Here is a 15,394-nt window from a genome sequence, read left to right on the forward strand (position 1 = left end):
ATAAATTTTAGTATGTTACGAAAGAAAAATATAATAAAAAAGGGGTATCTCAGAATTTATTCTGAGACAGCCCCTTTAATTAATTAAAAGACTAAAAGACTAAAAGATTAAAAGATTATAAAAGACTAATGCTCTGAGAGTATTAGTCTTTGGTGGATTAAATTAAAGATTTTGTGAGTAGGGACAGCTGATAGATTTGTGTAAAAATAAATTTATCAGCTGTCTTTTGCATTTGAATTTGCTTTTGTTTTTGCTTTTGACCTTAATTGTGCATTGTGCATTGTGCATTGTGCATTGAACTAAGATATTGCCCTGAAGTAGCGAGTTTCAACATTATTCCAGTCTATTAATTTCCACCAATTCTTAATATAACTAGCTCTTTTGTTCTGATATTTTATATAGTAGGCATGTTCCCAAACATCACATACTAATAGTGGATAACCATCTATAATACTCCAATTTTGATGTTTTTCAATTTGTATTATTTGAAGAGATTGTAATCCATTTGACCAAATTAGACATGCCCATCCTGAGCCTTCAACTTTTTCTGCAGCATTAGTAAATTGATTTTTGAAATTATTATAATTATTAAAATCACGGTCAATGCGACAGATAAGTTCTCCATCTGGTTTTCTTTTGCCAGTAGGACTCATGTTTTGCCAATAAATTGTATGAAGAATATTCCCAGAGCCGTTAAAAGATAATTCTCGTTCCCAGTGTTTAATAAGCGAAAAATTTTTAGATTCTCGCAATTTGAATAGTTCTTGAATCGCATTATTTAAGCCATTTACGTAACTAGCATGATGTTTATCGTGATGAATTCTTACAGTTTCTTCATCAATATAGGGCTCTAATGCTCCGTATGAATAAGGGAGTTTAGGTAATTTATAATCCATAATATATATCCTTTCTTTTTTTAGGTTATGTTTTAAATACTAGGTTTATTATATAAAAATTTTTATATGTTGATTGGCAATTTGAAAATTGATTATAAAAAAACTATTAATAGAAACAGTACTTTATAAAACAACAACTATTTAAAATATAGTTTCATTTAAATAAATATATGTAAAAAAATACATTATATACTTTGGATTTTTATGCAGATTGAGGGGAAAATATTATTAATAAACGGCTATGTTTTAAAATATAGCAAATAATTAAAAAGGAGATTGTGAATTTATGAAAAAATTCAATAAAGTTTTAGTTGTATTATTTTCTGCAATATTGGTTTTTGTCATTGCTACAGCATGCCAAAATGATATTGAAAAAGAAGAAGATAATATTCTGACAGAAGAAAATGAAGATAAAGACATGGAGGAAGAAGACGCTAAAAATGTAGAAGATGATGGAATGGAAGAAACAGAAGGTACAGATGATGAAAAAGAGGCAACAGAAGGCCAAGAGGTAAGTACAAATTATGAGACTATGTTACTTAGGGATCAAAAAATTAGTGATATGATAAAGAGTATGGATGAGATTAAGGAAGCAGAGGTAGCTACTTATGAGAATAATACTTTAATTGCCGTTACACTTCAAGATGATGTAGATGAACTTAATGAACAATTAAGAGAAAAAATAATAGAAGAAGCTAAAGCAGTAGATGAAACGATAGAAAATGTTAAAATAACAGAAGATGAGAATATAAAAGAGGAATTAAAGACTACCAAAGAAAGCATGAAAAGCCAGGAAATGTCAGAGGATTTAGAAAATAAGATAAAAGAATTGTTTGAAGGAATAGATTAAAATTAAATACACAAGACACAACCTATTAAGGATGATTTTCTTCTCTTTGTTTAGAAATTATTTAATAAATTAAATAATTAAAGAATCTCGACTGAAGGAGAGAATCATCTGTAATTACTAAGCTCATATTGCAAATTATGTTAAAAAAGAGACTATTAGTTAGCAGTACAAGTACATTTAATTATTCATAGGAGTATAATCACATAATGTTTTAGAAATAATCGGATTTTGTTTTTTAATATGTGAAGAAAAATACATAAAAATGTAGAGTTAATAAATTTTATGCAGAAATATAAAATTTTTTAATTTTTTTTCAGTTTTTTTAGTTTTTACAGTGGAATTTTAAATTTAAAGCTATATAATATAGGTAGTATGACAAAATTTAAATACAAACAACAAAAGGAGAAGAATATGCTTAAAAAAAGAAGAATTGCACTAATAATTAGTTTGCTTGTAAGTTTGTCTGTAGTGTCAGGATGCTCTCAAAATACAGCAAATAATAGTAATAGCACTAATACCAATTCACAAATAGATCTTGACGAAGAAAATAAAGAGAATATTGAGGATCAAAATGTAGAAGGAAATGAAACAATTGAAGATAATCAAGAGGATGAAATTGTAGAAGAGATTGAAGAAGATAAAAGTGAACAAGGAGAAGTTGTGGTAGGGTCGGAAGTGTATATTAGTGCTAATCCAATCGTTTTTAGAGAAGGAAATGATAAAACCACAGCAAAGCTAGGTTCTATATTAAAAGGTACACCACTTACTATAGAAAGTATAGAAACTAATGAAAGTGGAGAAATATGGTACAAGGTTACTCACGATGGTAAAACAGGATTTGTTTCTGCTGAGTTTACAGTTCAAGATAGAACGGAATTATTAACAACAACATTTACAGATTTAGATTTTCAACCAAGGGATAAACAAATTTATGAAGATAATAAACCAGTAAAAGTTAAAGGTATATATTTAACTAAATATTCTACTAGTGGTAAGAAAATAGACCAATTGATATCTATGGCTAAATCTTCAGGAATAAATACATTTGTTATCGATGTAAAAGATGATAGAGGAGAAATGTTATTTTATTCACAAGCAGCTGCAATACACGCACCAGAGGCGAATGATACAATTATAATTAAAGATATTAGTGCTTTTATTCAAAAGCTAAAAGATAATGGAATTTATACCATTGCTAGAATTGTAAGCTTTAAGGATCCTATTTACTCTAATGATAATTTGGATAGATGTATTATTTATAAAGATACTAAAGAGGTTTATAAATCTGGTGATGGATTAGCGTGGGCAAGCGCTTATGATAGAAATTTGTGGGAATACAATGTTGATGTTGCAAAAGAAGCGGCAGAAGCTGGTTTTAATGAAATACAATTTGATTATGTTAGATTTCCAGCATCAGGTGGAGGAAAACTTGATGAAATAGTTGATTATAGGAATGAGAAAAATGAGTCTAAACCAAAAGCAATACAAGAATATTTGAAATATGCTTATGATGAGTTATCACCTTATCATGTTTATATTGGGGCTGACGTATATGGATTAGTAGGTTCAGTTCAAGATGATATGTCTTTAGGTCAATATTGGGAAGCTATTAGTAATGTTGTTGATTATATTTGTCCTATGATGTATCCTTCACATTATGCAGAATATACTTATGGTGTAGCAGTACCAGATGCAGACCCATATGATTTATTGCTTTATGGTGCAAGAGACGCTGTTTTGAGAAATGATAACATCAAAACTCCAGCTACAATAAGGCCTTGGATACAAGATTTTACTGCATCTTGGGTTAAAGGTTATATACAGTATGGAGAGACAGAAGTAAAAGCACAAATTAATGCATTAGAGGAAAATGGTATAGATGAATTTATGCTTTGGAATGCATCAAATAAGTACCATTCAGGAGCTGTTGACTAATTATTAATTTATACAACAAAAAGAGATTTTTTAGTTAAGCTAAAAAATCTCTTTTTTAATGAGTCTATGTTAAAAAAACAGGGAATAATAAGATTAAATAAGAATGTGAAAAAAAATGAAAAAATAATGCGAAATTTATCGAAAATTATTGAAAAATTATAAAAAAAACATGATAATGTAATTAAGGTAATTATATTGGAAAGGATAAGATGAATATGAATAATTTTGCTATTGTAACAGATTCATGCTGTGATTTACCATATAGTGTAATAAAGGATAAAAAAATACCATTTGTTAGTTTAACAGTGTCTTATAATGGGGAAGAGTATATCGATGATTTTGGAGAAACTTTAACGTCTAAAAAATTTTTTAATGATATGAGAAATGGAGCGCTACCTGATACATCCCAACCTAATAGTGAGGACTATATTAAAGTTTTTGAAGAGTTGCTTAAAGAGGGTAAAGATATCATATATATTTCAGTATCTTCTGGCCTTAGTGGAACTTTTAATAGTGCAAGAATAGGTAAGGAAATGATGGTAGAGAAATATCCAGATAGAAGAATTTATCTCTTTGATACTTTAACAGCATCAATATGTCAAGGGATAATAGTTCTAAAAGCCTATGAAATGAGAGAAGAGGGCAAAACATTTGAAGATGTTATAGACTATCTAGAGATGAATGTATTTAATTATAATACTTATATGACAGTAGATGACTTAGGACATTTAAAAAGAAGTGGAAGAATATCTGTAGCAGCGGCTACTGTTGGTATGTTATTGCACTTGAAACCGATCTTAACATTAAATAATGATGGGAAAGTTATGCCTGTTGTGAAAATAAGAGGTAGAAAGAAAACTATTAAAAAATTAGCTGACATTGTCGTTGAAAGGATAAAAAATTCAGAAGAGCAGACAATAGCAATAAGCCATGGCGATTGTCTTTCAGAAGCTTTAAAACTTAAGGAAATTATTTTGGCAAAGGTAGAAGTTAAAAATGTAATAGTCAGTGAAATTGGACCTGTTGTAGGAAGATTTGGTGGACCTGGTGCTTTAGCTGTTTTTTTTAAGGGAGCTGAAAGACAAAATCATATAATTGAAAGATTAGATCATATAAATGAAGAAAAATAGTAATTTTTATGTTTTTATCAAAGCTGGAAATAGTCGTATTTCTGGCTTTTTATTATATATATTTTAATATATAGTGAGTATATAAATATTGATGTAGAAACTTATTATTATGAGAGGTATGAAAATGTATATTTTTATTGCAATAGTTTTTTTGATAGTAGTTTCGGACCAACTATCAAAATGTAGAGTAATTATGAAACTTAAGGGTAAAACTAAGAGAAATGTATTTAAAAATAAGATTTACTTCATATATACTGAAAATGAAGGTGCTTTTTTAGGATTTTTAAGCAATAGGAAGAAATTATTAAAAACTATATCTTTTATGTGTATTATAGGTATCACTATATATTTTTTACAGAGCAATGAATATAGGAATAATATTTTAAGTATTTTGGGATTTGGTTTTTTTATTGGGGGTGGATTGTCTAATTTAGTTGATAGATTTATGAGAGGAAAAGTAGTGGATTTTATTTTCTTTAATATAAAAAAATGGCCTGTTTTTAATATAGCTGATTTCTTTGTTTTTACAGGTGTACTTCTTATATTTATTAGTGAAATAAAATGAGGAAGATTTTTAAATCTTCCTCTATGAATGGGGATAGTTACAGATGGATTGAAATCTATAGCCGTCCGTACACTAGTATTATATCCTTAAATGAAATAATTATTTAAGGTGATTTATGGAAATGAGGTAAATAGAGAAATGAAAGTATTTAAAATTTTCAAATTAAAAAAAGAAGCAGTATTACTTGATTCAAAATATTTTATTATTAAATCATTTTTAGCTGTTTTATTTGCATACTTAATATCTAAGAATAACCCCATATTAAGCCTTGATATGATTTCTGTATTATTTGGATTAATGTTGACATTAGAACCTGTTTCTTTAACAGGTATTAGAAGAGGGTTCGAGCAAGTTTATGCTACAATTCTAGGAGCTTTTTCTACAGCAATTATAATATTCATTGGTGGAAATAATTTTATTACTGTAGCTTTAGCAATTGCATTTACACTATATGTATGTTTGAAAATTAATTGGAGAGAAGTATCACCAGTAGCAATATTCACATCAATATATATGACTCAACTAGTTCAGACTAATTTGGCAGGAGAACCTTCAATATTTTTAACAATGAGATTAAGGCTAGTGGCTTTAGGTGCCGGTGTATTAGTAGCTATAGTTTTTAATTTTTTATTTTCTTTCTTTACTTATAGAGAGATGATCTATAAAAGAGTTATTTATATTATAAGTAAAATAGAATATAATTTAAGGATTTCTATTAAAGCGATAGAAGAAAAAAATACAATGAAATCAAGTGAAATTATGTACACGTTACCTGCTACTTTTAATGATATAGATTGGACAATAGCGTTTTTTTCTGATTTAACAAAAGAGTACAAATTCATTAATAAATTAATGCCTATGAGTCAAAAGGAAATTTTTGATCTTAATGAAATAATTCTAAATCTTAGAACCATTACTCATATGAACTATGATGTTTTATATATGTTTAGCAATTATAAAGCTGTTATTGAGATGGAGGAGAGTACCATTTTGAATTGTACAAAAATGATAGGACAACAAGTAGAAATAATTAATTCATTACAAAATAAGATTATAGATAGAAGTAATAAAAAAGAAGATAATAATAAAACATATACTGTAAGTGATTTTATGTATGAAAAAAATAAAATGAATTGGGATAGAATAACAAATGATATAGAAGAGATTGAGTACAGTGTGCTAAATATTTTAAAGATAATAGAGAAATAGATATAATTAAATGCACAATGCACAATGCACAATGCACAATGCACAATACCAATGCACAATGCACGATGCACAATGCACAATTGACGATGATTTTGCTGTGCAAAATCTTTGATTAATTGATTAATTGATAAAAGCTTCTCGACTTAAGTCGAGAAGCTTTTTAACTGAACATTAATCGTAATGTTTTAATCTTTAAAAGTTTTAAGGTTTAAAGGTTCTAATTGCAAATTGCAAATTACAAATTGCAATTTGCATTATAAGAAAAAAAGGTTAGTTTTTAAAAGAGTGAATAGGGGCTGGAATGTGGCCACCTCTTTTTGCAAAATCGGCACTACTAAAGTTACTCACTTTCATTACTGGAGCTCTTCCAAGTAAACCACCGAATTCAACCATATCTCCAACTTTTTTGCCTGGTGCTGGTATTATTCGAACTGCAGTTGTTTTATTATTGATAACTCCTATAGCAGCCTCGTCAGCTATTATAGCAGCTATAGTTTCAGCTGTAGTATCTCCAGGTACAGCTATCATATCTAAGCCTACTGAACAAACACAAGTCATAGCTTCTAATTTTTCTAAATTTATTGAACCGTTAAGGACTGCGTTTATCATACCAATATCTTCAGAAACAGGTATAAATGCTCCACTAAGACCTCCAACTGAAGAAGCGGCCATTACACCACCTTTTTTAACAGCGTCATTTAATAGAGCTAGTGCAGCTGTAGTACCGTGTGCTCCAACACTTTCTATTCCCATTTCTTCTAGCACATGGGCTACACTATCGCCAACAGCTGGAGTAGGTGCAAGAGATAAATCTAATATGCCAAATGGAATTCCTAATCTGTTTGAAGCTTCTGTTCCTACTAATTGACCCATTCGAGTTATTTTGAAGGCTGTCTTTTTAATAGTTTCGGAAACGACGTCAAAAGGTTGACCTTTTACAGTTTCTAAAGCTCTTTTAACAGTACCGGGACCACTAACGCCTACATTTAATATACACTCAGCTTCTCCGATACCATGAAAAGCTCCTGCCATAAATGGGTTATCTTCAACTGCATTTGCAAATACAACTAATTTTGAACAGCCAAAACCAGCCTTATCTCTAGTTAAATGGGCAGTTTCTTTAATAATTTGGCCCATTTTATAAACGGCATCCATATTAATGCCAGCTCTTGTGCTACCAATATTTACTGATGAACAAACTAATTTTGTAGTGCTAAGAGCTTCTGGAATTGAATTAATTAGTCTAAGGTCACCTTTAGTAAAGCCTTTATGAACTAATGCTGAAAAACCACCTATAAAATCTATTCCAACATTCATAGCAGCGCGATCTAATGTCTCAGCGAATTTAACATAATTTTCTTCATCACAGGATTCTGCTACTAATGAAATTGGTGTAACAGAAATTCTTTTGTTGATAATTGGTATACCAAATTCTTTTTCGATATCATTGCCGACTTTAACTAGATTCTCAGCTTTTTTTGTTATTTTATCGTATATTTTTTTCCGAGATTCTTCACCACTAGAAGCTGCACAATCTCTTAAAGAAATTCCCATTGTAATGGTTCTAATATCTAATTTTTCTTTTTCAATCATTTTTATTGTTTCAAGAATTTCATTTTGATTAATCATTATATCACCTTCTTTACAGAGTATGCATTGAATTGAATAGGTCTTCTCTTTGAACTTTGATTGAAACGCCTAATTTTTCGCCTTCTTCATTTAATGAATTTTTAAGTTCGTCAAAAGTAATATTTAAAGCTGATAAATCAACAAGCATAATCATTGTGAAGTATTCTTGTAGTATAGTTTGACTTATATCTAGGATATTTACTTTTGAATAAGATAGAACTGAAGATACTGTTGAAATAATACCAATTCTATCTTGCCCCAAAACAGTAACGATTGCTCTCATTTTATTGCCCCCTTTGATAGATTATTATTTTTATCATATACGAATATTTAATAAATTTCAACCATTATAGTTCATAAATCTACAATATTTTAATATTAAGCTATGTTTTGTAGAATTGTTGATAATAATAATATTCGTTAATTATAGTAGTTATTATTTGTAAATAATTATCAATACATAATGTTCAACTAATGATTATATTGATTTACTGAAACGCTAGATACATATTAATCATAAACCTATTAAAAAATAAATATAACAACTTTAAAAGTTATTATATACTATATATAAAATTTGTGCTATAATATAATTAATAAGAAATAAAAGAATGAAAATATTGAAAAGTAAGGTGATGAAAATGTTTTTTGCTAATGGGAATATATTTGAAAGAATATTAGGTATGATTGTAATGTTGTTTCTATTGTATTTTATAGTAAGAGGATTATTTATTATTATACCAATAGGAATATGTATTTGGATTTTTTACAAATTGTATAAATTTTTAAGAAATTCTATTGAAAATAGGTCAATAAAAAGGAAATCAGAAAGTTTTGTCAAAAAAGAACAAGTAGTAGAAGATGACAGCAATGGGGAAATTGTAGATGTAGATTATGAAGATATTGGATAGATGCACAATGCACAATGCACAATGCACAATGCACAATGCACAATGAATTGGGAGGGGAAGATGAAAAAGGGTATGATAGCAGCTATTTTTATTACAATAATTGTGGCCATTTTCTTTGGCCTATATGCTTTTGGTATTATAGCAGGAGTACTTCATAGTAGTATTCCATCAATAGTTATAATAATTGTTTTATTAGTATTTTTAGCTCTTATGGGAGCTCTCATTTATAATCTTTATGAAAGAATAAAAGAAATTAAGGAGGAAGATAAAGATGATCTTAGTAAATACTGATTTTATTTCAGGTAAGGAATTTGAAACTATTTCAATGGTTAAGGGGTCAACTGTTCATTCAAAAAATGTAGGGAAAGATTTTTTAAGTGGATTAAAGACTCTTGTGGGAGGAGAAATTACTTCATACACAGAAATGATGGTAGAAGCCAGAGCAACTGCTACGAAAAGAATGGCACAAGAAGCAGAAGCGTTAGGGGCAGATGCAGTTATTAATATAAGATATGCATCAAGTGCAGTTATGCAAGGGGCTGCTGAAGTTATTGCTTATGGAACTGCAGTTAAGTTTATTTAGATGATAATTTAAAAAAATATATAAAGATGCTATCTTAGAGTTTATGCTAAGATAGCATCTTTAGTTTAGATTGCTAATTTATGAACCATAAATAACAATTTATAGATTGTTCACCATTTCAGCGTTATTCTCTTATGATTCTACTAACGCAGTTTTAAGATCAATAGTTTCATGATTCGGATATTTTACTATTTCACCTTCCCAAGTTCTAAGCATAATATGGTCTTTGCCTCTAGAAATTAAATATTGAGGAAGAATTGGTGTTTTCCCTTTTCCATTGGGTGCATTTATAATGTAAGTTGGTATTGCAAGTCCAGAAGTGTAACCTCTTAGATATTCCATAATTTCTATACCATCATCAACTGAAGTATTAAAGTGAGTAGTCCCGATTACATGCTTTGCGTGGAAAATATAGTATGGTTTTACTCTACAAGTCAATAATTCCTGATTTAAGAGTTTCATTATATATTTATCATTATTTATTCCATTTAATAATACAGATTGATTTCCAAGAGGAACACCTGCATTAGCCAATTTAATGCAAGCAGCTTTTGCTTCTTTAGTTATTTCTAAGGGATGATTAAAATGAGTGTTTATATAAATAGGATGGTATTCTTTTATGATGTTAATCAAATTATCTGTAATTCTTTGAGGCATAGTAACTGGAGTTCTAGTTCCTATTCTTATAATTTCAACGGTTTCAATACTTCGTAGTTCTTTTAAAATCCATTCTATTGAGTTATCAGAAAGAGTAAGAGGATCACCACCAGTAATTAAAACATCTCTTATTTCAGGGTTTTTTCTTATATAATCAATAGATTCTTGTATTACACTTTGGGGTTTGTGACAATCAGTAGAACTAATATTTCTTCTTCTTTGGCAATGTCTACAATACATAGCACATTCATTTGTAACATTAATAATGAGTCTGTCAGGATATCTTCTAGTAATAGAACCAGCAGGGTTAGTAAATTCTTCAGCCATTGGGTCTACTTCACCTTGTGACGTAAGTTCAAATTTTGAAGGTATAGATTGAAGTTTTACTGGATTTAATTTATTATCATCAATTAAAGACAGATAGTAAGGAGAAATTGACCACCTATAACTTTTATCAACTTTTTCGATTGATTCGATTTCAATATTATCTAAATCAATTAATTTAACTAAATCGTCTATGTTATCAATTCTATGGCTTAATTGCCATTTCCAATTGCACCAATCTTCTTCAGTAGCTTTAAAAAATGAAAGAATTCTTTCTTTGTTTTTTTCGAATTTAGAAATGTATTCTTTAGATGTACCTCTAGGAATTGAGTCTTTAATAGCTGTATAATCGTCGATTCTGCTTTTTAATTGAAAAGCTCGGTCATTTGAAATTTTTATTTTTGAGTTCTCTATCATAATATTCCCCCTTCTTTTTAACTCTATTATAATTTTATACCAAAAGGCAACTTTGTGCAAATGAAGAATTGTCTTTGTTTAACAAAGGAAAATTGAAATAATGAAGGATAGATTGCACTTTTTAGTGTCTATGAAATTAAAAAATAATTTTGTGAAAAATAATAATGTCTATTATAATATAAATTGAAGCTTTTAGTTGCTAGGAGGAAATTACGTGAAATTAAAAGGAAGTAATCAATTAGATTTACATATTCATTCTACTGGATCAGATGGAACATGGACAAAAAGACAGATAGTTGAAAGAGTAAAGGAAAGCGGAGTGAGTTTATTTACAATTTCTGACCACGATAAGTTTTCAGATGCAAGTGATTTAAGTTATTTGTTTAAAGAATATAATTTAAAATATTTAAAAGGAATTGAAATTTCTAGTACATATAATGGCAGTTTAAATCATATTCTAGCATTTGGAGTAGATACACAAAATCAGGGATTAAGGAAAATAGTTAATGAAAATGCTAAAATTCTAGAAGATAAAGACGATAACTCTATAAAACATTTAATCAAAAATGGATATAACATTGATTTTCAAGAATATTTAGAGTATAAATATGAATTAAAAAGAGGAGGGTGGAAAGCTCTTAATTTTTTAATTGATAAAGGGTATTGTGAGAATATTTCAGATTATTTTTCGAGTCTTTTTTCAAATGAAAATAAAATTTCAATGCCTGAGTTTACTAATTCATATGAAGTTATTAAGAGAATAAAAGCAGCAGGTGGAGTTGCAATACTTGCTCATCCATACTATGTTAAAAGCAGTATCAAAGTCGATGAAAGACTTGGAATGTTTAAAGATTTAGGAGTTGACGGAATTGAATGTTATCATCCTAATCACGCAAAAGAAACTATTATAGAATGTTATGAATGGTGTAAAAAAAATGATATGCTTATTACTGCAGGATCTGATTGTCATGGAGATTTTATTCCTTCAAGAAAAATAGGGTTTCCAAAAGTAACTATAGACCAAGTAAAATTAGGTAAAATAATTGATTTTATTTACAGCTAAGAAATTATCACTTGTAATGTTCATAAAAAATTTATATTTACAAAATATTACAAATAGAGCACATATTGTGTCCTGGTTTCTCAAAGATACTAAATATAGTTATGTAAAAAAGTGTAAATACAGATATCACCAATAAAATAAATTGAATTTTTTTACACTCTTGTAGAAAATTAAAAAATATGGTATAAATGAAGTACAAGAAAGATGATTTTGGCGAGTTTTCAAAAAAAGATGTTAAAGAAGGGGGATTATGATATGTTTAATTATGTTAATTTAGTAGATGGTAAATATGAAATATTAGAACAAATTGAGCAAACTAGAAAAAAATTGAATAGTGAAGTAATTAGATTAAGCTGTCTAAATCCTTCGGTAATAAAATTAAGCCAAGAGTTGGACGAGCTGTTGAATGAATACTTTAAGATTGATACTAACTATAAAGAAGAAAAAAATTCTTAAAGATAGCTTTTTAAGTGTTTCTTTTTATATTATAATATAGATATGTACTTAAGGAAAAGACTTATAAGGGGGTATTTATATGAAAGTAATAAAAAGAGATGGAAGAATCGAGGAATTTAATTCAAGTAAGATTAATACATCTATAATGAGAGCATCTGATGATGCGAAGGAACCTTTTAATAGCGCAGATATTGAAGTGGTATCAGAAAATGTAATTAAAGCACTTGGAGAAAAAGATGAAGTTGCTGTATATGAGATACATATGACAATTTTAAGCCAATTAAAAAAATGTGGATTTAGTAAAACAGCAGAAAGTTTTGATAAAGCAAGTACTTTAACGGATTAATAAAAAACTACCTATTATTAGGTGGTTTTTTTATTAGGTTATATTTAAAACATAGTGTTCAATTTGCAGAGTGAAGAGTGTAGTTAAAAGATTAAGAGATTAATACAATGTGAATTGTTTTGAAATTAGTATATAGACTAATATATAACCTATATAGTATAATTGTTTGGATGATTAAAGTATATTTTAATAAAAAGGCTGTGTTTTAAAGTGTTGTTGATATTAATTAATATTTACTAGATTCAAAGGTATATTAGTTCACAATAGTTGATAATTATCATCATTAACTGCAAATTGCACTCTGCACATTTGAAAAGCATAAACTGTTAACATAAACAATACTTTATATATAAACGATTTTTTAAAACATAACCGAATAATAAAGAAAGAGATGGTGTATGATGTGGGCGAAAGTTTAATATTTATTTTAAAGGCAATTATTATTGGTATTGTTGAAGGGGTTACAGAGTTTATTCCTGTATCTTCTACAGGGCATATGATTTTGATTGGGGATTTGATAAAATTCACACAAGGGACATTGCCAGCGGAGTTATATACTAAAGAATACATAGATATGTTTTCAGTAGTTATACAATTAGGAGCAATACTAGCTATTGTGGTATTATATTGGAATAAAATAATGGATTCATTTAAGAATTTTTCACCAAAAGCTAAGGATTCGGGATTTAAATTTTGGTTAAATATTGTGGTAGCTAGTATACCGGCAGTAATTTTAGGATTTCTTTTAGATGATTATATAAAAGAGAAGTTATTTTATCCTATACCAGTTACGATAGCTTTGTTTGTGGGTGCATTATGGATGATTTTTGCAGAAAATAAATTTAGAAATAAGTATACAACAGATAATATTGATAGAATTACTTTGAAACAAGCATTTATTATTGGATGTTTTCAATGTTTAGCTATGTGGCCGGGAATGTCAAGGTCAGCATCTACAATCATAGGGGGATGGATAGTAGGATTATCTACAGTTGCAGCAGCAGAATTTTCATTTTTCCTAGCTATACCAATAATGTTTGGGGCATCTTTATTATCTTTGATAAAATTAGAAATTGCTTTAAATTCTGTTCAGATTATTGCACTAACTATTGGTTTTATAGTTTCGTTTGTTGTAGCACTTGTTGTAGTTGAAAAATTCATAGGATTTTTAAAGAAAAAACCTATGAGGATATTTGCTATATATAGAATTATAATATCTATAGTATTTATTGTTTTAATAGTAACTAATATTGTGAATTTCACACCGGCTGGTTAAATAACTCGACAAAAAGAGCTCAATTAGAGCTCTTTTTTTGTGCATTATTTAGTTTTAAATCGATTGTATAATTATATAAAAAACTATTTTCAAGTAAAAATTTGTAGATACAAGATGAAATTATATATAGTATAGATTTGGGTCAAAAAAAATGGTAGAATTTTTATAAGGGATTTGATTTTTAAAATAGTAATTGAGAAGTAGCTGTAGTTTAGAATATATAGGTTTTCGGGGAGGTGTTAATAATGAAAAATAAGCTTAATAGTTTTATAATTATATTATTGATAACTATATTTTGGATTATATTAAATGAAGAATTGTCTTTATTTAATATAATTATTGGGCTTCTTTTAGGTGGGTTTGTTATATTTGTTACAAATAAATTTTATATAAATAATAACTTTTCTACAAATAAGACTTTGAATATTCTTTTTTTAGTAAAGTTTTATTTTTACTTGATTTATAAGATTATATTGTCTGGTCTAAAGCTTATTCCCGTTATTATTTCTGGAAAAGAAAATATAAAAATTGTTGATATTTATACAAGTTTAGAAAATAAGTTAAATATTACTCTGTTATCTAATGCAATTACTTTGACCCCTGGTACAATAACTGTAGAACAAAATGGAAATCATTTGAAAGTGTTATGGATTAATTGTACTACAGAAAATAGTGCAAAAGCAGGAGAAATAATAAAAGGTGATTTTGAAAGGTTCATTAAAAGAGGTGGAGTGTAATGTTTTTAACAATAATAATGGTAAGTATAGCTCTATTAGGGGCTTTTGTTCTTGTAAGATTAATAAGAGCATCTTCTGTTTGGGATAGAATACTAGGTCTTAACTTGTTTTCAGCAAAAATTACTATGCTAATTGTATTGTATGCTTTATATGAAAAAGAAAGCTTTTTCTTAGATATTGCAATTGTTTATGCTTTGTTAGGCTTTATTTCTATTATATTTATTTCTAGGTTTATCAGAAATAAAGGGAAAATATGATAAGAGCAATGAATAATGATTTTAAAGCAATGCACAATGCTTTTAAAGCAATGCACAATGCACAATGCACAATGCACAATGCACAATGCTTTTAAAGCAATGCACAATGCACAATGCACAATGCACAATGCACAATGCTTTTAAAGCAATGCA

Annotated in this window: 18 protein-coding genes; 14 read left to right on the plus strand and 4 right to left on the minus strand. The window is 28.3% G+C overall.

Annotated elements, in window-relative coordinates; all coding sequences use genetic code 11:
* Nucleotides 1-299: 299 nt before the first annotated feature.
* Nucleotides 300-896 (minus strand): superoxide dismutase, encoded by a 597-nt coding sequence (locus tag ACVHXK_RS17460; RefSeq protein ID WP_461207690.1) that lies wholly within the window; start codon nt 894-896, stop codon nt 300-302.
* A gap of 286 nt (nt 897-1,182) precedes the next feature.
* Here ACVHXK_RS17460 and ACVHXK_RS17465 point away from each other — a divergent pair, with 286 nt between their 5' ends.
* The 5 genes from ACVHXK_RS17465 (at nt 1,183) to ACVHXK_RS17485 (ending at nt 6,585) form a co-directional block, all read left to right on the plus strand.
* Complete coding sequence (locus ACVHXK_RS17465) at nt 1,183-1,746, plus strand: YhcN/YlaJ family sporulation lipoprotein (RefSeq protein ID WP_461207691.1); 564 nt, start codon at nt 1,183-1,185, stop codon at nt 1,744-1,746.
* A 411-nt stretch (nt 1,747-2,157) separates the two neighbouring features.
* Entirely contained in the window at nt 2,158-3,681 is a 1,524-nt protein-coding gene (locus tag ACVHXK_RS17470; RefSeq protein WP_461207692.1) for a putative glycoside hydrolase, read from the plus strand.
* A 215-nt stretch (nt 3,682-3,896) separates the two neighbouring features.
* On the plus strand, nt 3,897-4,811 hold the full coding sequence (locus tag ACVHXK_RS17475) for a DegV family protein (RefSeq protein WP_461207706.1): 915 nt from the start codon (nt 3,897-3,899) through the stop codon (nt 4,809-4,811).
* 124 nt (nt 4,812-4,935) lie between these two features.
* Entirely contained in the window at nt 4,936-5,376 is a 441-nt protein-coding gene (gene lspA / locus ACVHXK_RS17480; RefSeq protein ID WP_461207693.1) for a signal peptidase II, read from the plus strand.
* Nucleotides 5,377-5,514: 138 nt separating this feature from the next.
* Entirely contained in the window at nt 5,515-6,585 is a 1,071-nt protein-coding gene (locus tag ACVHXK_RS17485; RefSeq protein WP_461207694.1) for an FUSC family protein, read from the plus strand.
* Between the two features lie 270 nt (nt 6,586-6,855).
* Here the strand turns inward: ACVHXK_RS17485 and ACVHXK_RS17490 are convergent, their stop codons facing one another.
* Nucleotides 6,856-8,211 (minus strand): DUF711 family protein, encoded by a 1,356-nt coding sequence (locus ACVHXK_RS17490; RefSeq protein WP_461207707.1) that lies wholly within the window; start codon nt 8,209-8,211, stop codon nt 6,856-6,858.
* A 16-nt stretch (nt 8,212-8,227) separates the two neighbouring features.
* Nucleotides 8,228-8,497: an ACT domain-containing protein gene (locus tag ACVHXK_RS17495; protein WP_461207695.1), complete on the minus strand. Its 270-nt coding sequence runs from the start codon at nt 8,495-8,497 to the stop codon at nt 8,228-8,230.
* Nucleotides 8,498-8,855: 358 nt separating this feature from the next.
* On the opposite strand from ACVHXK_RS17495, the gene ACVHXK_RS17500 reads away from it, so the two are divergent.
* The 3 genes from ACVHXK_RS17500 to ACVHXK_RS17510 are packed head-to-tail and all read left to right on the plus strand — an operon-like array spanning nt 8,856 to nt 9,708.
* The gene (locus ACVHXK_RS17500; protein ID WP_461207696.1) at nt 8,856-9,125 is read left to right on the plus strand and encodes a hypothetical protein; all 270 of its coding nucleotides are present in this window, start codon (nt 8,856-8,858) and stop codon (nt 9,123-9,125) included.
* A 60-nt stretch (nt 9,126-9,185) separates the two neighbouring features.
* Entirely contained in the window at nt 9,186-9,416 is a 231-nt protein-coding gene (locus tag ACVHXK_RS17505; protein ID WP_461207697.1) for a hypothetical protein, read from the plus strand.
* The gene (locus tag ACVHXK_RS17510) at nt 9,397-9,708 is read left to right on the plus strand and encodes a YbjQ family protein (protein ID WP_461207698.1); all 312 of its coding nucleotides are present in this window, start codon (nt 9,397-9,399) and stop codon (nt 9,706-9,708) included. Before ACVHXK_RS17505 ends, ACVHXK_RS17510 begins: the two co-directional genes overlap by 20 nt.
* Nucleotides 9,709-9,840: 132 nt before the next feature.
* Here the strand turns inward: ACVHXK_RS17510 and eam are convergent, their stop codons facing one another.
* Nucleotides 9,841-11,106, minus strand: coding sequence for a glutamate 2,3-aminomutase (gene eam, locus ACVHXK_RS17515; protein ID WP_461207699.1), 1,266 nt, complete (start codon nt 11,104-11,106; stop codon nt 9,841-9,843).
* Between the two features lie 214 nt (nt 11,107-11,320).
* Here eam and ACVHXK_RS17520 point away from each other — a divergent pair, with 214 nt between their 5' ends.
* The 6 genes from ACVHXK_RS17520 (at nt 11,321) to ACVHXK_RS17545 (ending at nt 15,241) form a co-directional block, all read left to right on the plus strand.
* The gene (locus ACVHXK_RS17520; protein WP_461207700.1) at nt 11,321-12,169 is read left to right on the plus strand and encodes a PHP domain-containing protein; all 849 of its coding nucleotides are present in this window, start codon (nt 11,321-11,323) and stop codon (nt 12,167-12,169) included.
* 255 nt (nt 12,170-12,424) lie between these two features.
* On the plus strand, nt 12,425-12,625 hold the full coding sequence (locus ACVHXK_RS17525) for a Spo0E family sporulation regulatory protein-aspartic acid phosphatase (protein ID WP_461207701.1): 201 nt from the start codon (nt 12,425-12,427) through the stop codon (nt 12,623-12,625).
* Nucleotides 12,626-12,704: 79 nt separating this feature from the next.
* Nucleotides 12,705-12,971, plus strand: a complete 267-nt coding sequence (locus tag ACVHXK_RS17530; protein ID WP_461207702.1) for an ATP cone domain-containing protein — start codon at nt 12,705-12,707, stop codon at nt 12,969-12,971.
* Nucleotides 12,972-13,374: 403 nt separating this feature from the next.
* Entirely contained in the window at nt 13,375-14,247 is an 873-nt protein-coding gene (locus tag ACVHXK_RS17535) for an undecaprenyl-diphosphate phosphatase (RefSeq protein ID WP_461207703.1), read from the plus strand.
* 245 nt (nt 14,248-14,492) lie between these two features.
* Nucleotides 14,493-14,984: a Na+/H+ antiporter subunit E gene (locus ACVHXK_RS17540; protein WP_461207704.1), complete on the plus strand. Its 492-nt coding sequence runs from the start codon at nt 14,493-14,495 to the stop codon at nt 14,982-14,984.
* The gene (locus ACVHXK_RS17545) at nt 14,984-15,241 is read left to right on the plus strand and encodes a monovalent cation/H+ antiporter complex subunit F (protein ID WP_461207705.1); all 258 of its coding nucleotides are present in this window, start codon (nt 14,984-14,986) and stop codon (nt 15,239-15,241) included. Before ACVHXK_RS17540 ends, ACVHXK_RS17545 begins: the two co-directional genes overlap by 1 nt.
* Nucleotides 15,242-15,394: the final 153 nt, after the last annotated feature.

This window comes from Clostridium sp. DL1XJH146 (genome assembly GCF_054819755.1).